The following is a 23,298-nucleotide window of genomic DNA, read 5'->3' on the forward strand; positions in this document are numbered from 1 at the left end:
CCAACGCTCCATGTGATCCAAGGCATCACGTCCCGATGTAGTGCACCTTCAATCGGCGTGCCTTGGGTGCTTCCCGATGTTCGAACAGGTACAGGCTTTGTACGCGACCCAGCGGAAGCTGCCCCTGTTCGACCGGGATCGATACCTGAGTTTGCGTCAACAGCGCCCGCAGATGCGATGGAGCGTTGTCGTCCTCGGTCGGGCGGTGGTGATACTTGCCTGGTGACTTGGGTACGAGTTTCTCGAAGAACGTCTCGATATCCTTGAGCACATCGGGATCGGCATTGGCCTGCACCAATAGCGCGGCACCGGTGTGGACGCACCAAAGGGTCAACAGGCCCGAGACAAATTCGTGTTCGGACACCGCACGCTGCACGATCCCGCTGATGTCTATGAGGGATTTGCCCGGCGTTTCAATGGACAGGTCAAAAAACTCTTGCTTCATCCAGCAGGCCCTTTCCTTGATTTCACGCGAACGCGCCCAGCTTTCTACACCCCATTTGGCATTCAGCAATGGGGATCAAACTTTTGATTTTGAACGCATATTGACTGCACGTTCATGCAAACAGGCTTTTGAACCTGTCCACACACAGACGAAAACCATCTTCGAAATTCCCGTTGCCGGGGTGATAAACGCTTTCGAAAGAAATGACGCCATCATAGCCGTCGGATCTGAGTGCGTCCGCGATGGGTTGGAACAATGGCGCAAGCTGACCTTCCCCCATGCGGCGCACTTCCAGTGTTGCCCGCGGCGTGTCGACCTTTACGTCCTTGATATGAATGTGACCCAGATAGCCGCCGCGCAGTTCTTCATAACCGTCCGGGTATGCCAGTTCATGGCACCAGCAGTTGTTTCCGGGGTCCCACAGCACTTTCAAAGAGTCTTTGGCGTCCAACTCGTCAATCAGCTTTCGGGCTGTATAGTTGGAATTGACCAGCGTGCCGTTTCCGGTTTCCACGACAAGCGTCACGCCCTCAGCTCTTGCCAGTTCAACCGCCGGCGCGATCAGCGGCGGCATCGAGTCCCATACCCCATGCGCTACGTTCCACTTCTCGGCGCCGTTTTTTCCCCACAGTATCTGCTCTTTTCGTTGCGTCATGATCCGAACCAGCGGAGACCCAACAACATGCGCCATGTCGATTACGCGTTTCAAGGCGTCCATATGCCGAGTGTGGAGGTCGTCGCCGGGCCTATTGGTAGCTGTCATCCCCGCAAAGATATGGCGCGACAGACATGACACAGGCTTGCCCCGGTCGCGCAAAAGCGCGTCGATCTCGGCAATTTGCTGCGGGGAATGATCCCCGACCTCCGCATCGCCAACAAATTGAAGCTCTGCATAGTCCAGGCTGAACTCGTCCATCACGTCCACGGCATGCCGCAGATCGCGGGAAATGCCGTCGCAAATTACACCCAATTTCATGTCCGGTCCCCTCAGCGATGCAATTCTGCGCCAACGATCTCTTCGATGACGCGAGTACACACCCAGTTGTCGCCATTCGGGTATTTAGTTTTTCCTGCGTGAAAGATCTGCATTGCGGATGACGCTGTGTGCATGGGAACGCCCAATGCACCGGCGAGTGCCAGCGAGATCGTCAGGTCCTTATGCATGGTTGCGATATGGCTGCCGGTGGCCTCGAACTTGCGATCAATGATGTTTTCAAGGGCGGAATTCACGACGCCGCACCCCGCGCTGGATGAGGAGAACACATCAAGCAATGCCTGACCGCTGACACCGGCTTTGGCCGCCAGGGCCGCAGCCTCGAATGTGGCGGAAAAGATCGATCCGATCAGGGATTGCAGGCAGGCTTTCACGGTTTGCCCGTCGCCAGCGTTTTCTCCGACTCGATGAATTGTTGCAGACACTGCCTGCATGACTTCGGCGTTTCGGTCCAGCACATCCGCAGCACCGGCAGCCATCATCGTCAATGTGCCGTTCTGCGCGCCGGGAAACCCACCTGAGACCGGCGTGTCGATCAGATGTATGCCTGAGCCTTCCATATCCTGCCCGATGGCGCGGGCTTCGGCCGGGGTAATGGTCGCCGACAGGATGACCGTCCCGCCTTTGGCCATGTTCGCAACCAGCCCGTTTTCACCCAGAATGACATCGCGGGCCTGATCTCCGTTCATTACCATGACAAACACACTGGCGGCGTGTCGACCGACCTGTCCCACGCTGTCCTTGGGCTGGCCGCCCATGTCAGCAAATGCCGTCATGCGCGTCTCGCTCAGGTCGAAACCTGATGTTTCAAAGCCATTCTTGATCAGGTTCTTGGCAAGGCCGCTGCCCATGTCGCCAAGACCTATTACGCCTGCAGTTTTCATTTGGACTCCTCCCGATATTTCGCCATTGCCGTATGGCAGACGTTTCGAAAAATGATGCCCAATCGCATCGGTTTTCGCGGGAGTTTCACGCGTCTTTTACAGACGTCGGGCGAGTCCGGAAGACACCCCGCTGCCCGTTTACGTATAGCAATTAAACGAAGAATGCGGCGCTCAGGCAAGCATAGAAGTGTTGCGGGCGAAAAGAAACCGCCTGATCCGACGCGTTAGGAGAACGCCGCCATGATGCCGCGCAGTTCCGCAAGCCCGCGCATACGCCCGATCAACGGATAGCCGGGAGTACTGTGTCCACCCAGATCGCTCAGCAGTTCTTGTCCGTGGTCGGGCCGCATCGGAATTTGCCAGTCGCAACGCCCTTGGGATTTGCGGCGGCGCTGTTCGTTCATCAGTTCGCGAATTGTGCCGACCATGTCGGTGTCGCCCTCCAGATGCGAGGCCTCATAGAAGTCCGGTTTCTGGCTGTCTGATCCGGCGATGCGTTTGGTATTCCGCAGATGGACAAAGTGAATTCGGTCGCCATGCCTGCGCACGAAGTCCGGCCCATCAAATTCGGGGGAAACTCCCAGCGATCCGGTACACAATGTTGCGCCGTTCGCCAACAAATCAACCGCATCCAGAACGGCGCCGTAGTCATCGGTACTGGACATGATCCGCGGCAGACCAAGCAACGAGAACGGCGGATCATCTGGATGACAGCACAAGCGTAGTTCCAGTTCTTGGGCGACTGGGGCGACTTCTGACAGGAAGTCGATCAGGTTTGCGCGAAGCCGGTCACGGTCGATATGTGCATAGGTCTGCAACAAAGCGCGCACGTCCTGCACGCTCCACTGATCGTTGGCGCCGGGCAACCCCGCAGTGACATTGTGTTGCAACTGGGCCTTGGATTCATCCGACATGCGCAAGAAGCGATCCTTGGCCGTTTGCTGGACGACGCTGGAATAGTCTTCGGACGCGCCCGGACGTTCAAGAATATGTATGTCGAAAGCAGCAAAATCGGTCAGGTCGAACAGCATGGCCGTTCCGCCGTGCGGCTGCGGTGCGCGAAGGGCGGTGCGCGTCCAATCCAGGATTGGCATGAAGTTGTAGCAAACGATTTTGATGCCACGGGCGGACAGGGACCTGAGGCTGGACTTATACGCCTGCAGATGTTCAGCCATGTCTGCGGACTGTGTTTTGATCGCCTCGGAGACGGGCAGGCTTTCGACAACGTCCCAACTGTACCCGGCAGTAGCCAGAACTGCTTGCCGATCGGCGATGCTTGGTTCGTCCCAGGGCTGTCCCGGCGGGATGTGATGCAGCGCGGTGACGATGCCCTGAACCCCGACTTGATGGAGAGCGGCAAGGGCGATCGGATCATCGGGTCCGAACCAACGCCAGCATTGTTTCATGGCAGCCATCCTTCATACAGCGGGTGATCGGACCTGATGGGAAGAGCAACGCGCTGCCCGGTGCGCGCCGCGTGATAAATCGCTGTCACAAGGCCGATGGATGCAGCGCCATCCTTCAGCGTAACGGCCGAATTTGCCTCGGACCGCAGCGCCCTGCCGACTTCGGTAAAGAACCCTTCGAAACCTGTTGGCTCGTCAGTGGCGGCTGCAAGGGCCTCGTCGATAGCGGCTTGATACACAGGGTCTCGCGCGACGAATGTCCAGGGCGTTTGACCCGGGGCATAGGGTTCGGTGCCAGAGGTGGCGGTCACCTTTTCAAAGACTAGCCGCAGGCGGGTTTCGTCCGTGGCGGCGCCCAGGGTGATATTGCTTGTGCACAAAGCTCCGGAAGTCATACCAAAGCAGATCGCGGCGCAGTCTTCGGTCTCGATCGGGTTTACCCGCGTTGTGGCCATCGCAGACACCCAGGCGACATCACCCGCGATATGAGTCAGCAGATCATGGTTGTGGATGGCATGGCCCAGCACTGCGCCGCCGCGTTCACCAGCCCATGTTCCCCGCCACGGCACCGCGTAATAGTCTGCCCCTCGGGACCAATGGGTCTCAAGCGCGGCAGTTTGGACCGCTCCGGTCAGGCCTGCGCGTTGCAGGTGGCGCAGTTGGGCCAGTGACGGCCCCCACCGGTATTGAAACACCGGAAACACCTGCTTGCCCGCGCTGCGTGTGGCTGCCGTGATCCGATCCACATCTTGCATCGAGGTCGCAAGAGGCTTTTCGCAGACAACGTGTTTTCCTGCGGCCAGTGCTGCAAGGGTGGTCGGTACATGCAGATGGGGCGGCAGGCAGATGTCGATGACATCAATCGCCGGATCGTCAAGAGCGTCCTGAATGTTGGTTAGTGCTCGAAAATCCGAGTTCTGCCGTATCTGTTCGATCCGGTCCGTATTCTGGTCGACCACGGCGGCTACGCGAAAGGTGCGGTCAAGCCGTTCCAGAGCGTCCAGATGTTGCGCACCGATACCTGCGCCAAGGATCGCAACGTTGATCATCTGCGTTCCGCCATTTCCTGCGCGTGCAGTGCCAGTTCCATGACCGTAAAGCAGTGGGTCTGTGTCATCGCGGTTTCGGTCCGGTTGCGGATGTCATCGGCCAGGCGCGCGAAGTAGGGAAGGCCGGCGTCGGCTGCGTCGATCTTTTGGCAGGTTTCACCATTGACGAGGATCAGATGGTCTGTCCCTGAGGCCCCACCCACATCGACGTATTTCCGCAACTCGATATATCCTTCGGTTCCGAGGATCGTCAGACGACCATCCCCCCAGTTTGGCAAGGCATCCGGCGTGAACCAGTCAACCCGGATGTACCCGGTGCCATTCTCGCTTCTTAGATTGAGTTCTCCGAAATCCTGCAATCCGGGATCTTTGGGGTTTGCGTAGTTCGCCACATAAGCGCTCGTGAGTTCTGCGGTTTTCGAACCTGTGTAATGCAAGAACTGATCGATTTGATGCGAGGCGATGTCGGTCAGAATGCCGCCATAGCGGTCACGCTGAAAAAACCAATCCGGCCGGGTTGCCCGGTTTAATCGGTGCGGGCCAAGCCCAACCGTCTGGATCACGCGCCCGATGGCACCGGACTCGACCAACTCGGTCGCCCGGGTGCTGACGGGCGTTTCAAATCGTTCGGAAAAATTCACCGACCAGATTCTACCGGTGTCGGCGACAGCTCGCTTGATCTGGTCGAGTTGCTCGAACGTCGTGCAGCCCGGCTTGTCGCTCATGACATCCATGCCGTTTTGCATGGCGCGGATCGTCAACGCGGCCCTATCTGCCGGTATTGCCGAAATCAGCGCCAGATCCGCCCCACTGGTTAGGGCGTCTTCCAGTCGGGCCAGCCGCGGAATATCGGGAAACCTTTTGACGTAGCCCGGTAGCGTTTCCTGATCGCCTTGTGTCCAGTAGCCAACGCAGTCCACGCCGATTTTACGCATGTTTTCCGTCATGCCATAGATATGGCGGTGGTCCAGGCCAAGGGCGACGCAGGTCAGGCTCATGAGATGACTCGTGTTTTCTGGCCGGTTCGATTGGCGATCTGCATCGCGTCTATGACGGCGTGGGTCAAAAGGGCACTGCGTCCGGTGGCCATGGGCAGCGTGCCATCGGCAACAGCCTTGGCGAAATCCTCGATGACCGCCTGATGCCAAGCATGGGTGAACGCCATGGGATCGGCCCCTCCGCCTGTGGCGGACGTTTCGCCAACCGTGGATTTATGACCATCGAAAGTCGTTAAGGTCAGGACACCTGACTCCAAATGCGCTTTGGCGCGTGTGCCTTGGATGGTAATGGACTCAGCGGCCCCGGGATATTCGGCAGTAGTCGCCATCATAGTGCCCACTGCGCCGTTATCCATTTCAAAGATTGTACCTGCCCAATCCTCAGCTTCGAGAACGTGTAACGGAGTTTTTCTCATCATGGCTTGAATGCCCGAGATCGGCCCCAGCAGCCACATCGCAAGATCAAGCGTGTGGATTGCCTGCGAGATCATGACACCGCCTCCGTCGCGCGCATAAGTGCCGCGACCCGGCTCGTCATAGTAGCTCTGATCGCGCCACCAGGGGACACGGATCTCCACCGTGGCGATCGCGCCCAGCTCACCCTGTTCAATGGCTGATTTCAGCGCCTGCGAGGCGGCGCGGGCGCGGTGCTGAAAGACGATGCCCAGCGGCACACCGGTTACCTCGCACTGCTCGACGATGGCTGTCGCGGCGCCCAGCGTTCTCTCGATGGGCTTTTCCATCAGGATCGGTTTCGAAGCGCTCGAAAGAACCCGAACCAACTCTGAGCGCTGATCGGGCGGTGTTGCGATGATCGCAAAGTCGACGTTTGGGTCGTCTGCGATTTCCTCGATCGAGCCGAATGCGCGGGTGCCGTTTCGCTGCGCGAACTCAGCTGCTTTTTCGCAGTTGCGCCCGAGGACGCCGGCAAGACTGAGGCCTTGATCCGATGCTTGAATGGCAGCGACATGCGTGCCCGAAACCATCCCCAAACCAATCAGCGCAATATTCATTCATTCCCCCGGATCACACGGTCAGTCTGCGGGTTCGAACGGGAAAGATGCAACCATTAAAAACTGTGTTAACAATTGCGGGCAGCAGTATCGGAGGCAGAATTGACTGGCAATTTGAATGGCATGGCAGAAAACCTGTACTTGGGCATCAAGGACCTGCCAATCGTGTCTCCGCATGGTCACTGCGATCCGGGGTGGTTTGCAACCGATGAGCCGTTTCTCAACCCGGCAGAGCTGCTTGTGGTTCCCGACCATTACGTGTTCCGTATGCTCTATTCGCAGGGCGTTCCCTTGTCCGAACTTGGCGTTGGGGAAGAGGGGCGAAAGAAGGATCCCCGCGTCGTTTTTCGCACCTTTGCCGAACACTGGCATCTGTTTCTGGGAACGCCATCCCGGATCTGGATAAGCTACGTGCTGCACGAAACGCTGGGCGTGTCTGAGGCGTTGTCTTCTCGCACGGCTGACCTGATTTATGATGAGATCTCAGAAAAGCTGACGCGACCCGAATTTCGTCCGAGGGCTTTGTTCGACAGGTTTGGGATCGAGGTTCTGGCGACCACGGATTCCGCTCTTGACGCACTCGTGGAGCATCGGGAGATCCGTACAAGCGGTTGGGGCGGGCGGGTTGTTCCGACGTTCCGCCCAGACGGGGTTTTGGATGGGGCGGACCCGGAGTTCGTACAGAACCTGAACAAGTTGGCCGAGCTGACAGGCTGCGATCTGGACAGCTATGATGGCTACCTCAACGCGCTGCGAATGCGGCGGGCTTATTTCATCCAGCTGGGATGTACTGCCACCGACCACGGTATCGAACGCGTAAAGACCGAGTGGCTGGACGACCCGGAAGCGCTGTACCAGCGGCTGAGACGGCGGGAAGGTACCGAACAGGATGCTCGCCGGTTCTATGGGCATATGCTGATCGAAATGGCGCAGATGTCTGTCGATGATGGCCTGACAATGCAGATACATGCTGGCAGCAAGCGCAACACGAACCACGCGGTACTGCGGGACTTCGGACGGGACAAGGGGGCCGACATTCCAATCGCGATGGATTGGGCCACGGGCCTTGAGGCGCTATTGAACCGGGTCGGTAACTCGGCAGAACTGCGCATCATACTTTTCACATTGGACGAAAGCACCTATGCCCGTGAATTGGCCCCGATGGCGGGACATTGGCCGTGCCTTAGGATCGGGCCGCCTTGGTGGTTCCACGACAGCCCAGCCGGGATTGCGCGGTATTTCGATCAGGTCGTTGAAACGGCCGGATATTACAATCTGGCCGGATTCAATGACGACACGCGGGCTTTTCTGTCCATTCCTGCACGTCACGACCTGTGGCGACGGGGTGTGGCGTTTCATCTGGCCGAGCAGGTTGCGCGCGGCTATTTCGGTCGGGACAGTGCCGAGCATCTGGCGAGATTGCTGGCGGTCGATCTGGCGAAACAGGTTTACGGGTTGCAAAGCTAGATGGGTACAATTCTTCACTTCGGTCTTGGAAACTTCGCCCGGGCGCATTTGCTGGACTACACCGATCAAGCGGGCGGATGGGACGTTGTCGGCGTCAGCCTGCGTTCATCCTCGGTTCGGGATGGATTGGCCCGACAGGGTTTCGAGTACGATTTGTGCGTACAGGGGCAGGGAGTCCGGCGCATCAAAGCTCTGCGTGACGTTCTGGTCGCGCCCAAGGATCGCGCAGAGATATTCGATGTGATGGCGGATGCCGAGATCATTTCGGCAACCGTTACCGAAAAAGGTTATCACTTGGACGCCGCGGGCAAGCTGAACCTTCAGGACCCGGCGATTGCCGCCGATCTGGCAGGGCAAGGGCCTGCGACGCTGATCGGGTTTTTAGCTTATGGCCTTGCTGAACGGCGCAGGCCAGTAACGGTACTAAGTTGTGACAATCGCATGGAAAACGGCAAGACGCTCGAAACGGCAGTTGCCGATTTTGCGGAAGCAGCCGGTCTGGACGTGAATTGGGACTCTGTTCGCTTTCCCAACGCGATGGTCGACCGGATCACCCCGGCTACCACGGACGCCGTTCGCGCAATCAGCGGCGATCCTATGGCTGTTCCGACCGAGGCGTTCTCGGAGTGGGTGATCGAAGACAGCTTCTCCGGTCCGCACCCGGATTGGCCGGGGGTGCAACTGGTCGATGACGTAGCCCCGCACGAGATGCGAAAGCTGCGCATGTTGAACGGTGCCCATTCCCTGTTGGCTTATGCCGGGTTGGAGCGGGGCATGACCTACGTCCACGAAGCGGTTCGAGACCCGGTTTTGCGCCCGCTGGTTTCTGAGTTGATGAAGGATGCGGGCGCAACGCTGCCCGCTGCACTGCAAGCACAGGTTCCGGATTATGCCGAGGCTTTGTTGCGCCGCTTTGAAAACCCCGAGCTGGCGCATCGTCTGGACCAAATCGCGATGGATGGCAGCCAGAAGCTGCCGTATCGGTTTGTTCCCACACTCCGTGAGACCGGCTCTCAGGCGGTGATTGCAGGGATGCGGGCCTGGATCTCCTATTGCATGTCCGAGATCGCAAAGGGCAGGGCGCTGAACGATCCTTGCGCGTCGGAAATTGCCAAGGCCGTCAAGCAGCCGGACCCGGTAGCGCTGCTTTTGGGTCTCGTTGGCGCTGAGGATCTCGCGCCACTTATCCGGGAATGATCGCGCCGCGGAACTGAACAACGGTGGAAGCCAAATTGTGTCCAGCCATCAGGGCGTCGGCCTGTGACTTCCCCATCAGCAAGGCCGCGAGGTACCCACCGTTGAAACTGTCGCCCGCCGCTGTCGTATCCAGCACGTTTTTGGCAGGTTCATAGGTTTGGTCAGTGTTCTGACCGATGGACAAAGGGCCATTCTCTCCGCGTTTCAACGCACCGACACCGTGATGATCGGCAAAGCGTGCAGCCACCTGGTCCGCGCTTTCCCCGAACAATGCCATCTCGTCGTCAATGGACGGCAGGGCAATGTCTGCACGTTGCCAAAGCCGTTGGTTAATCTGCCGAGCGTGTTGGACGCTGTCCCAAAGACGCGGACGAAAGTTGCTGTCATATACCAACCGAACGGAAGAGCCTTCGAGCCAGTCCAGAAGCGCAAGCCTGACTGCATGCGGAAGAATGGCCACGGAAATCCCTGACAAGTACAGCACGTCGTAACCGTTCAGCGGGCTGAAGTCGTGATCGGCAAAAAGCTGGCGGGCGGCCGCCTCGCTGCGCCAATAGGTAAAGCTGCGTTCACCGTCCGCAGATGTCGTGATCGCGTATAGTCCCGGAGAGGCGTTCGGAATGATGCGGATGCCGGATGTTCCGATGTCATGACTGGCGATGAAGTCCACGATACGCCTTGAGAACGGGTCGTCGCCTAGACATGTCACATACTCCACCTGCAGGTCAGGCGCGGCACGGTGCATGTAGATGGCCGTGTTCAGCGTATCCCCCGCGACGCCCACCTTTGCGCCGGTTTCCAGCATGGACAATTCGATCATTGCTTCGCCGATGCAGGCAATTCGCGTCATTTCTTTTCTCTTTTCCAGATGATGAGACCGGCAGCCATGATCAGCGCAGCCCCCGCCAACGTGAATGCGTCCGGTACCGTGTCAAAGAACAGATAACCCCAGATTGCCACGTAGATTAGGAACGAATAGGTGAATGGCATCAACTGGTTCGCCGTTCCAAACCGATGCGCGTTCGTCAGCAGCTGATGCCCGCACCAACCAAACACACCAAGGCCGATCAGTACAATCAGGCTCCACGTGTTTTCTGGCTGGACCCAAAACCAGATGGCGAACGGCAACAGGACCACCGTACCGGTAAGCCCGAGGTAGAATTGCATAGTGTCCACGGCAACAACCCCGGACAGCCTGCGCGTCATAATCGAGTACAAAGCCAAAGCGGTGGCATTATATACGATCAGCAGCATGGTCGGATGAAAGGCCGAACCAAACGGCCGTACGACAACCAACACCCCCAGAAAGCCCAGGATGATAGCCGCCCAACGCCATGGGCCCACGCTTTCTTTCAATACAAAGACGGACAGAAAGCACACGATGACCGGGCTTGAGAACATGATTGCCGACACAACGGTCAGTGGCAAAAACCGTAGGGCATAAAAATTGAAAACGGTCGCCGAGATCAGCAGCAAGGCCCGGCTTATCACCTGCCATGGATGGTCAGTCTTGAACCGACCGGCCTCTATCCCGCCCTTGGCGATCACGCCCACTGAGATCACGAAGTGCCCCGCATAGCGCATGAACGCCAACTGAAATGCCGGCACGCCGGCCAACGCCAACCACTTGGCCCCAAGGTCAACCAACGAAAAGAACAGCCACGCCATCAACATCAGCACAATGCCAAGGCGCGGCAGGTCAGCGGTGGGGTTGGCGGAGACGGCCATCGATCAGGTGTTGAAACGCTTGACGTAGTAGTCAACCATCTGGCTTACCATGTCATCCGCCTGACCGTGGTCGCGGGCGTCATTCAGCGCCGAAAGCGTGCCCTGCGACATCACGCTGGTAACGCCTGCCTCGCGCGCCATTCGGTCATAATACCCGAGGTCTTTTGCCGCGTTCTTGATGGCAAAGGCCAGCTGATTTGGGTCGCTCTCAACGCCATAGGCTTTGACGAAATCCATCATTCCGGAATGCAGCGGCCCTGCGGCCATCACATCATACAGCTGCTTGCGGTCAACACCGGTGATGTCAGCCATGGCAAAGGCTTCGGCCATCGCGTTCGCAACGGTCATTCCGAAGAAGTTGTTGATCAGCTTGATCGTGTGCCCGGACCCAACGGGGCCAAGGTAAAAAACGTTTTCGCCCAAATCTTTCAGTGTCGGCTCGGCCTTGTCAAAGGCGGCCTTGTCTCCAGACGTCATAATGTTGAGCTTGCCTTCTAGCGCGTGTGAAGGTGTCCGGCCAAGCGGTGCATCAAGATAGCTTCCGTCGGCTGCGGCAACCTCCTCGGCCAAGGCGCGTGTGCTGCCAGGAAGCGAGGTGCCAAAGTCGATGACAATCGCGCCGGATTTCAATCCCGCAATCACTCCATCTGCACCGTGCATTCGGCTCTCGACCTGTTCGGAGGTGCCCATGCACAGCATCACGATGTCGCTGGCCTGAGCCAGTTCTTGGGCGTTTCGCATCTCGCGGGCGCCTCGGTCAATCGCGGCGTCCAGGTATGTGCGGTCGCGGTTTCCCAATACAGCGACCGAATGTCCTTGGTCCAACAGTCGGCTCACCATGGCTCCGCCCATTAGTCCCAAGCCGATAAACCCGATTGATGGTTTGCTCATTGGTTTCCCTTTCCGTGAATGTGTCTGGTTTTTATTCTTGTGTTTGTTGCGGGCGGCTTTGCTTTTTTAATGCTCATATTGCCCGGTGGATAATCATTGGTTTTTGGGTGGTCCGGCATTTGGCCGGGCCGCATGTCCATCAGGCCGGCGCCCGCGCTCGGGTCGTTCGCGCCTTTAGCGCCTGTTCAATCCGTGATGTGACCTCGAGCGTTCGGGCTGCATCCTCGACGTCAATCAGTGGAGGAGCGCCATCGATCACGTCAAGGAAGTGATCCAGCTGCACCTCTAGCGGTGCGCGTTGTTGTTCCGGTCGTGTAAGTTGGTCTTTTTGGGCCGCAGTGCCCCAATCCTGTCCGCGCCACAGGGTCATGGAGGGAAAACTCACAGCGCCACTGGTTCCCGTGATCCAGATCATGTCCTGATGGGTCGTGCCGATGTTCGGGTTCTCGCCGGTTCCGGCCTCAAACCCCCAGGGGCTGGGTGCGGTATCGGCAAAGCTGATAGTGCCCGTCGCGCCGTTTTCGAATGCGATCGCGACAGCCCCGCTTTCTATCCGTTCTGATCCGCGGATGGGCGCTCCGGGCAGGGCGACGACATCCGAGATTTCTCCGATCACAAAGCGCAGGACATCGATATCATGCACCAGATTGATCATGACTGGGCTGCCATCGGAAGTCCGCCAGTTCTGTTCAAAATAGCTGTCGGGTTTGCGCATGGCCCACAGCAACGAGACATTGATGACTTGTCCGATCGTACCTTGCGCGATCACCTCCTTCAGGTGTTGCAAGATTGTATGATACCGCCGATGGTGGCCTACAAGGCTGCGGACATTGGCCTGGCGAACGGCCGTCTTCAGGCGCAGGGCATCATCGACCGACGCGGCAACCGGCTTTTCGATCAGCATGTGCCAACCGCGGGATGCGGCCAGAATGCCATGTTCGGCATGCAGGCGGGTCGGAGTGGCGATAATGACGCCATCTACCGGGTCCTGCACCTCGTCCATACTAGCAAAACGCGGCGCGTCGATCTGGATCGAGCCATCTGGATCGGCCAACCCGACCAACTGGCAACCGGGATGCTCAATCACGGCGCGGACGTGGCGGATACCGATTAATCCGCCGCCGGCTACAAGGATCCGTTTCACATCACCGCTCCGATTTGCCAGGGAACAAATTCGTAGTCACCCAAGCCCTGCGCCTCGGACTTGGTCCGCGCGCCAGAGGCGACTTGGAGCAGCCGTCGGTATATTTCCTGTCCTTTTTCCTCGACGCTGGCGCCTTTGGTCAGAATGTCGCCCGCATTCACGTCCATGTCTTCGGGCATGCGTGCTGCCAATTCAGAGTTGGTAGCGATTTTCAGCGTGGGTGCCGGTTTGGACCCAAATGCAGAGCCGCGTCCCGTGGTGAAGCACACAAGGTTGCACCCAGCCGCGATCTGCCCGGTCACCGAGGCCGGGTCATATCCGGGGCTGTCCATGAAGGTGAAGCCTTTGGCGGTGATGGGTTCGGCGTATTTGAATACACCGGTCAAAGGGGTGGTGCCGCCCTTCGCCGCTGCCCCCAGCGACTTCTCTAGGATGGTCGTCAGACCCCCTTGCTTGTTGCCGGGGCTTGGGTTGTTGTCCATCGAACCGTGATTGCGAGCGGTATAGTCCTGCCACCAATCGATCAGTCCGATCAGTTTTTCCCCAGTTGTGCGACTAAGGGCGCGGCGGGTCAAAAGGTGTTCGGCTCCGTAAATTTCGGGTGTTTCCGCAAGGACACCTGTGCCGCCTTGCGCAACCAACAGGTCGCAGGCATGTCCGAGCGCCGGGTTCGCGGTCACGCCGGACCAAGCGTCCGAGCCACCGCATTGCAGCGCAACCATCAGTTCGGACGCCGGGGCTTCGCTGCGCCTCGCCTCATTGGCAATGGGAAGCATCTGGTTGATCTTGTTGATGCCCATTTCCACGGTCCGACGCAATCCGGCGACGTTCTGGATGTTCATCGTTTGGAAGGTGGGACTTTGCTTCAGCCCATACGCGTCCAGCAGCCAGTCGATCTGGTTCATCTCGCAGCCTAGACCGACCATCAGAACGGCAGCGTGGTTGGGGTGTTTTGCAAACCCCCACATGACCCGTTGAAGGGCTTCAAAACCGTCGCCGGAATCGGCCATTCCGCAGCCCGTTCCGTGGACAAAGGCCACCACGCCGTCGACGTTCGGAAACTCGGCCAGCTTGTCCGGCGTGAAGTGATTGGCGATCATGCGGGCCGCAGTTGCCGAACAGTTCACGGTGGTCAGAACCGCGATGTAGTTGCGCGTGCCGACCCGACCGCTATCCCGGTGGTAGCCCATAAACGTATCGACCGAGTTGGCGGGTTTCGTGGGTCTGTGATCCGTCGCAAACTCGTAGTTCACGCTGGTGTTGCGGAACTCGACATTGTGGGTGTGCACATGGTCGCCGGGTTCAATCGGTTGGGTGGCGTAGCCGATGATCTGGGCGTACTTTCTGACCGGATCGCCGAGTGCAAGATTCCGCGTGGCGACCTTGTGCCCCGAGGGGATGCGCGCATTGGTCGTGACATCCTCGACCATACTGCCGGCCTCCAGGTGCCGAGTTGCAACCACCACGCTATCCGTTCGATCTAAACGTACAAAAGTCATAATCAGCTTTCCTGGCGGCAGCAGCTAGGCGCAGAACGGTGAGTCCGATGACCACCGGTGAATATCTATATGCGGCTTGCCAGACAGTCTTGCTCGTGCCGCCTCCCAATTGGACTTGCAGACGCGCCAATCTCGCAGCTCGGTTTCGGGGCGCGATCTGGACCTCGCGATGAAGCTGGGGAAATGATCTCGACCGGTCGGCTGGCCTGCCGCGCTAAAGCGGATGTCGAACGACCAGCGGAACCGGTCCGTTTTATTGATCAGCGAAGCGTGTGGCGTCAAAGGGTGAAACAGGATTATCCCGCCGGCCTTGACAGGAAGGGGTACGGCGCGGCCTTCATCAATGAACCCGTCAGCAATGCCTGTCTGCGTCCGGGCACAATGCGGCAGGATGGTTTGGTCCTGTGCCTTCGGCAGCACTTGCAGGCAGCCGTTTTCGACGGTTGCATCGTTGACGGCAATCCACACCGTGACCATGTCGGTCTGATCAGCATCCTCCAGCGCAACCGCTCGGTCCTGGTGCCAGTCCGTTGCGGTGATGTGCGCGCGCACCTCGTCCTTGGACAGCTTCAGGGCAGGTGGCTTCAGCCGAACGTGCTGGATTGGATTGCTCACCAACTCTGGCCCGATCAGCTGCTCGACGATGTCAAGCATGGGACGGGCCGTCAGCAAGTCGAACACTGCGGGCCCAATATGGAACGGTGTGTCCGCCATGATCCGATCGCCGGGCAGCGAGATGTCCAGCGGCTGGAAATAGTCGCATCCGGCCTGATAGGCGGACAGAAGTTTGTCCCAGAAGGTCATTCCGGACGGCTCGTCCTTGACCAGCCCTTTTCCGTACCAACAGTCATAGAGCCGGTTCAGGACATCCGAGTATTCCGCTTGCACCCGACCCAGGACATCGCCGGGAATTACATCCTCAACCACGAGGTATCCATCGGTCTGGAACTTGCCAATCTGATCTTGTGTCAGCATGGGTGCAACCTCACAACAGCAGCGCGATGATGCCAGGCCAGATCAGAAGAACGGAAAGCGCCAGCAACTGGATCCCGATGAATGGCAGGAAGCCGCGGAAGATATCCGTTAGGCTAATATGCGGCGGGGCCACCGACTTCAGGTAGAACGCGGCCGGGCCGAAAGGGGGCGAGAGGAAGCTGACCTGCATGTTCATACAGAACACGACGCCGAACCAGATGGCGACATGACTCGGCTCCAATTGGCCAAAGACTCCGATTTCCTCGATAGGAAGGCGCAGGACGATCGGCAGAAAGACCGGAATGATCAACAGTACGATGCCGACCCAATCCATGAATGCGCCCATGAACAGCAAGATCAGCATCATTACCAGAATGACCAACATGGTTGGCAGCTCCTGGCCGACGATCAGGTCGGCCACGTATTGGGGCCCTCCAGCAATGGTGTAGGCACCCGCCAGCGCGGCGGCACCGATCGTAACCCAGATGATGGTGCCTGTGGATTTTAGTGTCCGCATCAAGCTGTCCCAAACCAGCTCGAACGATCCTTCGCCCCGCAGGATGGCGATGATCAGGACTGCGAAGGCGCCCATACCAGCAGCCTCGGTGATACCTGTGATCCCGCCATAGATCGAGCCGAGCACGACGCCGATTACAACCAGCGGCGCGACGAGACCCTTGCCCATTTCCCAACCGATTTTTGCGCGCTGTCTGCCAAAGACGAAGAAAATCAGCAGAAGGGCGACGATCGTGATGCCGGCAAACCAGGGTAGGTAGTCAGCCGTTCCCAGCCTCGCGGGCTCACCCTGGCTGGCAGCGTTCGAGCCTGAGAGCTCGAAAAACGCGGCCCGGATAAACAGAACGGTGGAAAATCCGGCGACAACGATGCTCATGAAGGCCCCAAACAGTTTGCGTTTCTCGGCTGGTTCGGGGTCGTTCGGGTCCGGTTCCGGCAGCGGAGCGTGATGAGGATTCAACCGCGTGCGGATGATGATGTACAGGATGATCATCGAGGCCAGCATGAAGCCGGGAATGAAAGACGCGGTGAACAGCGACTTGATCGAGGTTTCGGTGATCAGCCCATAGATGATCAGAACGATCGAAGGAGGGATCATGGTGCCCAGAGACCCTGAGGCGCAGATGACGCCGATCGCGAGATTCTGATCGTAGCCCAGGCGCAGCATCTGGGGCAGGGCGATAAGGCCCAGCAGGACAACCTCACCGCCGATGATGCCGGACATGGCAGCCATGATCACCGCCATGATCGAGGTCACGATCGCGATGCCGCCGCGTGTTCTGGACAGCCAGACATTCAGCGACGAATACATGTCGCGCGCGATCCCGGACCGCTCTAGCAGCGACGCCATGAAGATAAACAATGGCACGGATATGAGCACGTAGTCCGTTAAGAGCCCGTATATCTTCTGCGCCAGGATATAGAGCGGCCCAGTCCCTGGCCGACCGGTGAGAATCCCGTCGCCGAATGAAAACGGGTTTAAAAGCAGTGTCGGTTCGAACTTGAGCACAAGAACCAGAACCGCAAGCGAAGCCGAGGCCAGACCCAAGGGCATCCCGATCGCCAGAAGCACAATCAGGGCGACCATCAGGATGAGTGAGATTGTTCCGATGTCCATTAGTCTTGTCCCACCGCCCGTTTGATCATTTCAATTTCGTCTTCGTCCGGTTCATCTGTGTGGATTTCCGGTTCTTTGTTCCAATCCGCGACCAAGTTCAAAATTGCTTGCATTGCGACGAGCGTAATCACGATCAGCACCATCGGCTGCAACGTCGCCGGGATCGGAGGATTGAAGGCAGAGCCATAAAGCTCCCATTTGTAGAGCTTGTTGACGAACACCTGTTTGTAGCTGCCGTAGACAAGAAAGAAGGCAAATAGCACGATCAGTATAGTCGAAACCGTATCAAAAACGCGCTGAAGCCAACGTGGAACTGCGTCGTACATCAGGAATATTCGAATGTGACTGCGTTGCTGCATGGCGTAGTAGCCAGACATCAAAAACACAAAGCTGGCGAACCAGAGTGTCATTTCGTTGGCCCACTCGGTCGGCTTCTCCAGGATATAACGCATGAAGACTTCGTAGAGCATGACGACAGTCATGATTGCTATCATCATCATCGTCACTCGACCTATGAACAAGGCGAAACGGTCCATAACCGTCGAGCCTTCGAACTCCATCGTCGCCGGGCGCACGGTCTTGGTACCAATCACTGCAAGAAACGGTAGAAGGACGAGCGCGGCCATGTCGATGATGTCGACATACCCCCCGAATACGCCAGACAATTCGGGCGTAACGTCGCTGCGAAGATATATTTCAGTTACCTGACTTTTGAGGGATTCAGAGGTGTAAGGCAGCCAGTCCAATAGGAATGCGGGAAGATGCCAAACAAGCCAGCTGGCTGTTGCGACGAAGGCCAACGGTATGAGCCATTCAATTAGTCCGCCTGAGTTCTTGTGCATCGCGTAACCCTCGTCCTTATCCTTCGATCCTGTAGTGACCGATAAAGTCTCGGTCCGGCTCGACACCCAATCCGGGGCCAGTCGGTATCATGACTCGGCCGTTGTTGGCCTTGACCTGATTTTGAATTTCCAGCGGTTCGGTCAGCAGATCGTCCCGAAACTTGTTGTCCGTTGTGTCGAACTCCAGCATCGGCTCCCATGGATGCAAGCCGCCTGGAATTGCGGGCATGGCCGCTAGTAAATGCAGATTAGTTGCGACGGCGATGGCGCTACCCCAGACGTGATTTACGACCGGAGTGAAATGTGCGTGGCATAGAGACAGTACCCTGAGATACTCTGAAACACCGCCCAAAGCACAAACCTCTGGCTGCGCGATATCGATGCCACGGTTTTCAAGAAGATTGCGCCATGCCCAGCGATTGAATACCGCCTCTCCGCCTGAGATGTTTACTTTAAGCGAAGTGCGCAGTTCGCGGTATCCGTCAATGTCTTCTGGCGCGACCGGTTCTTCGAACCAATATGCGTCCAGTTCTTCCAGCGCCCGACCGACAAAGAACGCGTCTGAAGTCGTATAGGCATGGTTTGCATCAACCATAAAAGGAAAGTCCTCACCAACTCCGCGTCTAACTGCTTCGCACAGTTTCACATCAGGCTTCGGGCCAAAGCCCGTTTTCATTTTGGTGGCGGTAAATCCCATTGCCTTGATCTTTGCGGCTTCATCCTCAAAACGGCTTGCAAGACTAGAAATCGGTTCATCCCGGAGCATCATGCCGTAGCCGTAGCAAGGAACGCTTGCGCGATGAGCCCCGCCGACAAGCTTATGGAGGGGGAGGCCAGAGATTTTGCCGGAGATGTCCCAAAGTGCGATGTCCACCCCGGACAAAGCCTGTATTGGCATTCCGCTTTGGCCATGGTCTCGCAAAAGATTGTACACCTTGTGCCAGATCACGTCTTTGTCCAAAGGGTCCATGCCAAGGACCATTGGTTGGATTACCTTTTCCACGATGGATTTGTTCGCAATGGCTACGTTTCCGGGACCAAAGCACTCCCCCCAACCGGTTACCCCTTCATCTGTCTGAATCTCGACCAGATGGGTTGTACGCTTGTCATAATACTGTTGCGAGTAGCCCAGAACTTCCGGCATGTCGTACTGCAGTACATGACTTATTATTCTGGTGATTTTCATGAAGTTCTGGATCCCGGCGCCGATCCGGAGAGGCCGCAAGTGCGGCCTTTCCGTCTGTCGTAGTTCGATCGAAGCCTGATTACTGCATTGCGCCCAGGTCACGCAGGAAGTTGATGTGGCTTTCCAAAAGCGCCTGTGCTTCAGGTGTCGTTGCGAACTCCGTCCAACCGACCTGAACGGCCGCGCGATACGCTGCCAGGTCTTCAGGCGACCATTCGTACAACTGAACGCCTTTTGCCTTCAGGTCTTTTGCAGTCTGAGCGTTCTGCACTTCATTGATTGTGGCATTGTGCAATGCCAGGCTATCCATTGCGACTTCCATGATCTTCTTGTGATGCGCGGGCATCGCTTCCCAGACGTCTTTGCGACAAGCTAGGTGATCTGCAGGCATCGAGTGGAAACCGGGATAGTTTGTGTGGCCTGCGATCTCGTACAGACCGAGGCCCACATTGTTCGTCAGGTTCGCAGCATCCGCACCATCAATGATACCGGTTTCCAAAGCCGTGAAGATTTCGTTGAAGTCCATCACGATCGGAGAAGCACCAAGTTCCGCGAACACCTTGGTTGCAAGGCCTGGAGGCGAGCGGAACTTCCAATCCTTGAAGTCTTCCACTTTTGCAATCGGCTTGGTCGAAGACAGCGACTCTGGCCCGGGAATCCACCATCCGATGAATTCCATGTCGTAGCCGTTGTATAGATCATTTACAGCTTCTCTTCCGCCGCCATGAAGAAGCCAAGCCATTTGCTGATATGGGTTCTGATATCCGCCGAGCAGGTCGCCCGCAAACTGGAAGGCCGGGTTTTTACCGGTCTGATAGCCGCCGCCCGTCATGTCGCAATCCAGAATTCCGGTAGCTGCGGCATCGAAGGTTTCAACTGATTTGACCACCGAAGAGGAATAGAACATTTCAACTTCGATTTCGCCGTTCGACATTTCCTGAATGTCTTCAACGAATTTTGCAGCCATCTGGCCTGACAGAGTTTCGGGCGAAAAATGGGTTTGAATTCTAAGCTTCGTTGTTTCAGCCATCGCGAAACCGGCTGCCATTGTCGTGGCTACGGCCGCCAGGGCCGCTGTCTTGACTATTTTCATATTGTCCTCCCAGACGTTGAGCGTGCGCGGTGTGGAAGATCTTGCCGCCTCCTTTGCTGTCGCGCAGGTAAACGTTAAGCCGACGAATCGAATGCAACAAGAAAAAATTGAAATTTCTAAAAATTTCGAGATTCTTGCGATAATTCGAAAATAAGGTTAGGACGCTACTTGGACAAAACTTGAAGGTGCATACTGGAATGAACGACGAAATAGATATTTATCAAGATCTTAAGATGCGCCTGATCTCTAATGGATTCGAGCATGGAGCGAAGGTGCGGGCTGAAGAACTTCGTAAAGTGTATGGCTGTTCTGCGAGCGCCGTTCGTGAAGTCCTTTTTCGTTTGGCCGCTGTTGGTTTGGTGGACTTTCAGGAACAAAAAGGTTTCCGCGTGCCAATGCGATCGCCGCAGAAGCTTATCGAATTGACGCACGTCCGTGTTCTGTTGGAGGCCGAAGGCACCGCAATGTCGATCCGTAATGGCGGGGTGGATTGGGAAGCAAGATTGACGGCCGCACATCACAAACTCAGCCATATCGAAAAACGCATTCACGCCACAGACGACCCGAGCGGCCTTATCGAGATATGGTTTGCCTCTGAAAAGGAGTTTCACCAAACACTTATTTCTGCCTGTGGCTCGGAAACCTTAAAACAAATGCATAGCCGAGTTTATGCGCAATTCAGACAGCAGTTGATGGTGGCAGACCGGAACTTTGAATTCATTTCTCAGAACATAAGACACCATGCCGATATACTTGAAGCAGCATTGTCAGGGGATGAGCAGTTAACACGAGAGAAAATTCACGATCATCTTGAACGCCACCTAACTGGAAAGACGATGGGCGACTAAAGCCGAAAATCGTCTTCCAAATACACGCGAATGATTTCGTCGAAGCTTGATTCCGCCTCGAACCCCAACTTCAGAGCGCGATCTGTTTGAAAGTCGCGCGGCCAATTCTTGACTATTCGTTCGATTGTCTCGTCGGGTTCTTGCCTGATTAGGCCAACCGCTTCTTGGCCGGCCACTTTGCGCAGAGCTTCGATTTGTTCGGCGACGGTGCAACTTACGCCAGGCATGTTCAATGCGCGTCTGTCATTCAAAAGCTGCGTGTCCATTGTTGCTGCGTGGGTCAAAAAAGTCGCAGCGGCGCGGGGGCTGGCGTGCCAATGGCGAACGGTTTCGGCAACTGGCAAGACAGCCTCATCCCCATTCAATGGCTCTCGGATTATACCCGAAAAGAAGGACGAAGCGGCAGCGTTGGCTTTGCCCGGGCGCACACACAAAGTGGGCAAGCGCAAGGAAATACCGTCGATATATCCTTTCCTGCTGAAATCCGTGATCATCAATTCAGCGGCCGCTTTCTGCGCTCCGTAACTTGTCAAAGGTGCCGAAAGGAACTCATCGCTTATCTTTTCGGGGAATGGTGACCCGAAAACTGCTATGGACGAGGCAAAAACCAGACGAGGTGTGTACTCGTTTCCTGATGCCTCGTGTTCATCCTTAAGTTCGTTCAGCAGTGCCCACGTTGCCATAAGGTTTACATCCCAACCCAACGCAAAGTCTGTTTCAGCTTGGCCTGAAACGATAGCTGCAAGATGGAAAATGACGTCTGGTCGCTGCTTAGCAAAAGACTTAGCTATGCCTGACGCAGTCAAGTCCCCCACAATTTGACTACCTGCCGCACTGTCGGGCGGGAACGAGAGATCGAACAGTGAGACTTGGGCATCGGCTCCAAAGGTTTCTTGGGTCGACACGCGATGGGCCAGTTTCTGGCCCAGCATTCCTGCGCCGCCTATAATCAGGATCCGCGTCACAGCATTCCGTTCCGTTTTTTGAGTTCTAGATACAAAGCCGAATGATCCAGTTCGGCCCCATCCATTTCGTCTATCAGATAATCGAAACGGTCGCGCACAGATCGGGTGCTAGGTAGCTCAACGCCAAGGCTTCGTGCTTCCTCCAGCGTGTTGTCCAAATCCTTTAGTTGAAACTTAGACAAACCTCCGGGTGCAAAATTTCCATCAGACATGCGTTCGCCATGTTGTTGCAAGATAATACTATCCGCAAAGCCCCCCTTCAGTGCGGCCCTCAACGCGGTGGGGTCCGCACCACCTTGCTGAGCCAGTAGAGTCGCCTCGGCGACTGCCGATATTGTTACAGCGACAATTGTTTGATTGGCCAATTTGCACAATTGACCAGAACCACTTGGGCCAACATGTACAGGCCGGCCCATTGCTGTCAGAACCGGTCGCACGCGCTCCATAACGTCCTGATCGCCACCGACCATGATCGCAAGGGTGCCAGCTTCGGCACCTTTGGTGCCACCGGAAACCGGGGCGTCCAGATGCAGCACCGCCATCGAGGAAAGCTGCGCGGATTGCTCTCTTGCGTGTTCGGGTTTGGCGCTCGACATATCAATCCAGATCATCCCCGGTTTGAGTTGCTCGCGGAAAGCCTCGTCCGCAAGTAGCGCGCCGGTCGCGTATCCATCCGAGAGCATGGTTATTATTACGTCTGCACCCGAAACCGCCAGCGGGGCAGTTTCCACCAATGTCGCGCCTTCTGCTGTCAACGGTTTTGCCTTTTTCAAGCTGCGGTTCCATACAGTGAGCGGAAACTCGGCGCGCAAAATATTCCGCGCCATAGGAGCTCCCATCAGGCCGGTTCCCAACAGAGCCACTTTGAACTGCTTGCTCATCATCTACTGTCCTTCCGAAGGTGCGCCACGCATGGTTATGGCCAAACCAAAATCTCTGTCATACGCTAACGGCTCTGTGCCCACATGCCAGAAGTCGTTGCAAATCCGCCAAGGTTTCTTTGCTTCTCGGTTGATCTGTGGGGCGACGTAACACTTGTCC

General features: G+C 56.9%; 21 protein-coding genes and 1 pseudogene. 3 read left to right on the forward strand and 19 right to left on the reverse strand.

Going from position 1 to position 23,298, the window contains the following annotated elements:
- Positions 1 to 25: 25 nt before the first annotated feature.
- The 7 genes from ACR0DK_RS08550 to ACR0DK_RS08580 all read right to left on the reverse strand — a co-directional run bounded on the left by ACR0DK_RS08550 (position 26) and on the right by ACR0DK_RS08580 (position 6,789).
- Positions 26 to 445: a secondary thiamine-phosphate synthase enzyme YjbQ gene (locus ACR0DK_RS08550; protein ID WP_170423991.1), complete on the reverse strand. Its 420-nt coding sequence runs from the start codon at positions 443 to 445 to the stop codon at positions 26 to 28.
- Between the two features lie 112 nt (positions 446 to 557).
- Entirely contained in the window at positions 558 to 1,421 is an 864-nt protein-coding gene (locus ACR0DK_RS08555; RefSeq protein WP_480735733.1) for a sugar phosphate isomerase/epimerase family protein, read from the reverse strand.
- A gap of 11 nt (positions 1,422 to 1,432) precedes the next feature.
- On the reverse strand, positions 1,433 to 2,323 hold the full coding sequence (locus ACR0DK_RS08560) for an NAD(P)-dependent oxidoreductase (protein ID WP_170511757.1): 891 nt from the start codon (positions 2,321 to 2,323) through the stop codon (positions 1,433 to 1,435).
- Positions 2,324 to 2,547: 224 nt separating this feature from the next.
- On the reverse strand, positions 2,548 to 3,729 hold the full coding sequence (gene uxuA / locus ACR0DK_RS08565; protein ID WP_480735735.1) for a mannonate dehydratase: 1,182 nt from the start codon (positions 3,727 to 3,729) through the stop codon (positions 2,548 to 2,550).
- Positions 3,726 to 4,778 (reverse strand): Gfo/Idh/MocA family protein, encoded by a 1,053-nt coding sequence (locus ACR0DK_RS08570; protein ID WP_480735737.1) that lies wholly within the window; start codon positions 4,776 to 4,778, stop codon positions 3,726 to 3,728. The genes uxuA and ACR0DK_RS08570 overlap by 4 nt, the downstream gene beginning before the upstream one ends.
- Complete coding sequence (locus ACR0DK_RS08575; protein WP_480735739.1) at positions 4,775 to 5,776, reverse strand: Gfo/Idh/MocA family protein; 1,002 nt, start codon at positions 5,774 to 5,776, stop codon at positions 4,775 to 4,777. Before ACR0DK_RS08575 ends, ACR0DK_RS08570 begins: the two co-directional genes overlap by 4 nt.
- Positions 5,773 to 6,789 carry a Gfo/Idh/MocA family protein gene (locus tag ACR0DK_RS08580; RefSeq protein ID WP_480735741.1) on the reverse strand — a complete coding sequence of 339 codons (1,017 nt, stop codon included), beginning with the start codon at positions 6,787 to 6,789 and terminating at the stop codon, positions 5,773 to 5,775. The genes ACR0DK_RS08575 and ACR0DK_RS08580 overlap by 4 nt, the downstream gene beginning before the upstream one ends.
- 123 nt (positions 6,790 to 6,912) lie before the next feature.
- Between ACR0DK_RS08580 and uxaC the strand changes: the two genes are divergently transcribed.
- On the forward strand, positions 6,913 to 8,256 hold the full coding sequence (gene uxaC / locus ACR0DK_RS08585; protein WP_223118261.1) for a glucuronate isomerase: 1,344 nt from the start codon (positions 6,913 to 6,915) through the stop codon (positions 8,254 to 8,256).
- Positions 8,257 to 9,453 (forward strand): mannitol dehydrogenase family protein, encoded by a 1,197-nt coding sequence (locus ACR0DK_RS08590; RefSeq protein WP_480735743.1) that lies wholly within the window; start codon positions 8,257 to 8,259, stop codon positions 9,451 to 9,453.
- Here the strand turns inward: ACR0DK_RS08590 and ACR0DK_RS08595 are convergent.
- From ACR0DK_RS08595 to ACR0DK_RS08640, 10 genes and pseudogenes are all read right to left on the reverse strand, one after another.
- Positions 9,440 to 10,303, reverse strand: coding sequence for a sugar kinase (locus ACR0DK_RS08595; protein WP_170733460.1), 864 nt, complete (start codon positions 10,301 to 10,303; stop codon positions 9,440 to 9,442). The two genes, ACR0DK_RS08590 and ACR0DK_RS08595, sit on opposite strands and share 14 nt — an antisense overlap.
- Positions 10,300 to 11,181: a DMT family transporter gene (locus tag ACR0DK_RS08600; protein WP_170396161.1), complete on the reverse strand. Its 882-nt coding sequence runs from the start codon at positions 11,179 to 11,181 to the stop codon at positions 10,300 to 10,302. The genes ACR0DK_RS08595 and ACR0DK_RS08600 overlap by 4 nt, the downstream gene beginning before the upstream one ends.
- A gap of 3 nt (positions 11,182 to 11,184) precedes the next feature.
- A pseudogene (locus tag ACR0DK_RS08605) lies at positions 11,185 to 12,105 on the reverse strand (NAD(P)-dependent oxidoreductase); the annotation flags it as partial.
- Positions 12,106 to 12,211: 106 nt separating this feature from the next.
- The gene (locus ACR0DK_RS08610; RefSeq protein WP_480735746.1) at positions 12,212 to 13,216 is read right to left on the reverse strand and encodes a Gfo/Idh/MocA family protein; all 1,005 of its coding nucleotides are present in this window, start codon (positions 13,214 to 13,216) and stop codon (positions 12,212 to 12,214) included.
- Positions 13,213 to 14,715 (reverse strand): UxaA family hydrolase, encoded by a 1,503-nt coding sequence (locus ACR0DK_RS08615; protein WP_480735749.1) that lies wholly within the window; start codon positions 14,713 to 14,715, stop codon positions 13,213 to 13,215. Before ACR0DK_RS08615 ends, ACR0DK_RS08610 begins: the two co-directional genes overlap by 4 nt.
- Before the next feature lie 24 nt (positions 14,716 to 14,739).
- The gene (locus ACR0DK_RS08620; protein WP_480735752.1) at positions 14,740 to 15,690 is read right to left on the reverse strand and encodes a phytanoyl-CoA dioxygenase family protein; all 951 of its coding nucleotides are present in this window, start codon (positions 15,688 to 15,690) and stop codon (positions 14,740 to 14,742) included.
- Positions 15,691 to 15,700: 10 nt separating this feature from the next.
- Positions 15,701 to 17,323 carry a TRAP transporter large permease gene (locus ACR0DK_RS08625; RefSeq protein WP_170403499.1) on the reverse strand — a complete coding sequence of 541 codons (1,623 nt, stop codon included), beginning with the start codon at positions 17,321 to 17,323 and terminating at the stop codon, positions 15,701 to 15,703.
- Positions 17,323 to 18,165 (reverse strand): TRAP transporter small permease subunit, encoded by an 843-nt coding sequence (locus ACR0DK_RS08630; protein ID WP_255612041.1) that lies wholly within the window; start codon positions 18,163 to 18,165, stop codon positions 17,323 to 17,325. The genes ACR0DK_RS08625 and ACR0DK_RS08630 overlap by 1 nt, the downstream gene beginning before the upstream one ends.
- A 16-nt stretch (positions 18,166 to 18,181) precedes the next feature.
- Positions 18,182 to 19,351: a mandelate racemase/muconate lactonizing enzyme family protein gene (locus ACR0DK_RS08635; protein WP_480735755.1), complete on the reverse strand. Its 1,170-nt coding sequence runs from the start codon at positions 19,349 to 19,351 to the stop codon at positions 18,182 to 18,184.
- Between the two features lie 79 nt (positions 19,352 to 19,430).
- Positions 19,431 to 20,444 (reverse strand): TRAP transporter substrate-binding protein, encoded by a 1,014-nt coding sequence (locus ACR0DK_RS08640; protein WP_170396175.1) that lies wholly within the window; start codon positions 20,442 to 20,444, stop codon positions 19,431 to 19,433.
- A 197-nt stretch (positions 20,445 to 20,641) separates the two neighbouring features.
- Here ACR0DK_RS08640 and ACR0DK_RS08645 point away from each other — a divergent pair, with 197 nt between their 5' ends.
- A complete protein-coding gene (locus ACR0DK_RS08645) occupies positions 20,642 to 21,292 on the forward strand; it encodes a GntR family transcriptional regulator (protein WP_170396177.1) in 651 nt (216 codons plus the stop codon).
- Here ACR0DK_RS08645 and denD read toward each other — a convergent pair.
- Positions 21,289 to 22,257 (reverse strand): D-erythronate dehydrogenase, encoded by a 969-nt coding sequence (gene denD / locus ACR0DK_RS08650; protein ID WP_480735758.1) that lies wholly within the window; start codon positions 22,255 to 22,257, stop codon positions 21,289 to 21,291. The two genes, ACR0DK_RS08645 and denD, sit on opposite strands and share 4 nt — an antisense overlap.
- A complete protein-coding gene (locus ACR0DK_RS08655) occupies positions 22,254 to 23,138 on the reverse strand; it encodes an NAD(P)-dependent oxidoreductase (RefSeq protein ID WP_480735760.1) in 885 nt (294 codons plus the stop codon). Before ACR0DK_RS08655 ends, denD begins: the two co-directional genes overlap by 4 nt.
- Positions 23,139 to 23,298 lie beyond the last annotated feature (160 nt).

The sequence above is a fragment of the Ruegeria sp. CE6 genome (assembly GCF_056537485.1).

Coding starts and splice junctions, on each gene's coding strand:
- ACR0DK_RS08645 (WP_170396177.1), top strand. CDS start 20,642: ATGAACGACGAAATAGATATTTATCAAGATCTTAAGATGCGCCTGATC.
- ACR0DK_RS08640 (WP_170396175.1), bottom strand. CDS start 20,444: ATGAAAATAGTCAAGACAGCGGCCCTGGCGGCCGTAGCCACGACAATG.
- ACR0DK_RS08580 (WP_480735741.1), bottom strand. CDS start 6,789: ATGAATATTGCGCTGATTGGTTTGGGGATGGTTTCGGGCACGCATGTC.
- ACR0DK_RS08655 (WP_480735760.1), bottom strand. CDS start 23,138: ATGAGCAAGCAGTTCAAAGTGGCTCTGTTGGGAACCGGCCTGATGGGA.
- ACR0DK_RS08555 (WP_480735733.1), bottom strand. CDS start 1,421: ATGAAATTGGGTGTAATTTGCGACGGCATTTCCCGCGATCTGCGGCAT.
- ACR0DK_RS08595 (WP_170733460.1), bottom strand. CDS start 10,303: ATGACGCGAATTGCCTGCATCGGCGAAGCAATGATCGAATTGTCCATG.
- ACR0DK_RS08575 (WP_480735739.1), bottom strand. CDS start 5,776: ATGAGCCTGACCTGCGTCGCCCTTGGCCTGGACCACCGCCATATCTAT.
- ACR0DK_RS08600 (WP_170396161.1), bottom strand. CDS start 11,181: ATGGCCGTCTCCGCCAACCCCACCGCTGACCTGCCGCGCCTTGGCATT.
- ACR0DK_RS08550 (WP_170423991.1), bottom strand. CDS start 445: ATGAAGCAAGAGTTTTTTGACCTGTCCATTGAAACGCCGGGCAAATCC.
- ACR0DK_RS08570 (WP_480735737.1), bottom strand. CDS start 4,778: ATGATCAACGTTGCGATCCTTGGCGCAGGTATCGGTGCGCAACATCTG.
- ACR0DK_RS08590 (WP_480735743.1), top strand. CDS start 8,257: ATGGGTACAATTCTTCACTTCGGTCTTGGAAACTTCGCCCGGGCGCAT.
- ACR0DK_RS08625 (WP_170403499.1), bottom strand. CDS start 17,323: ATGGACATCGGAACAATCTCACTCATCCTGATGGTCGCCCTGATTGTG.
- ACR0DK_RS08630 (WP_255612041.1), bottom strand. CDS start 18,165: ATGCACAAGAACTCAGGCGGACTAATTGAATGGCTCATACCGTTGGCC.
- uxuA (WP_480735735.1), bottom strand. CDS start 3,729: ATGAAACAATGCTGGCGTTGGTTCGGACCCGATGATCCGATCGCCCTT.
- ACR0DK_RS08635 (WP_480735755.1), bottom strand. CDS start 19,351: ATGAAAATCACCAGAATAATAAGTCATGTACTGCAGTACGACATGCCG.
- ACR0DK_RS08615 (WP_480735749.1), bottom strand. CDS start 14,715: ATGACTTTTGTACGTTTAGATCGAACGGATAGCGTGGTGGTTGCAACT.
- ACR0DK_RS08620 (WP_480735752.1), bottom strand. CDS start 15,690: ATGCTGACACAAGATCAGATTGGCAAGTTCCAGACCGATGGATACCTC.
- uxaC (WP_223118261.1), top strand. CDS start 6,913: ATGGCAGAAAACCTGTACTTGGGCATCAAGGACCTGCCAATCGTGTCT.
- ACR0DK_RS08560 (WP_170511757.1), bottom strand. CDS start 2,323: ATGAAAACTGCAGGCGTAATAGGTCTTGGCGACATGGGCAGCGGCCTT.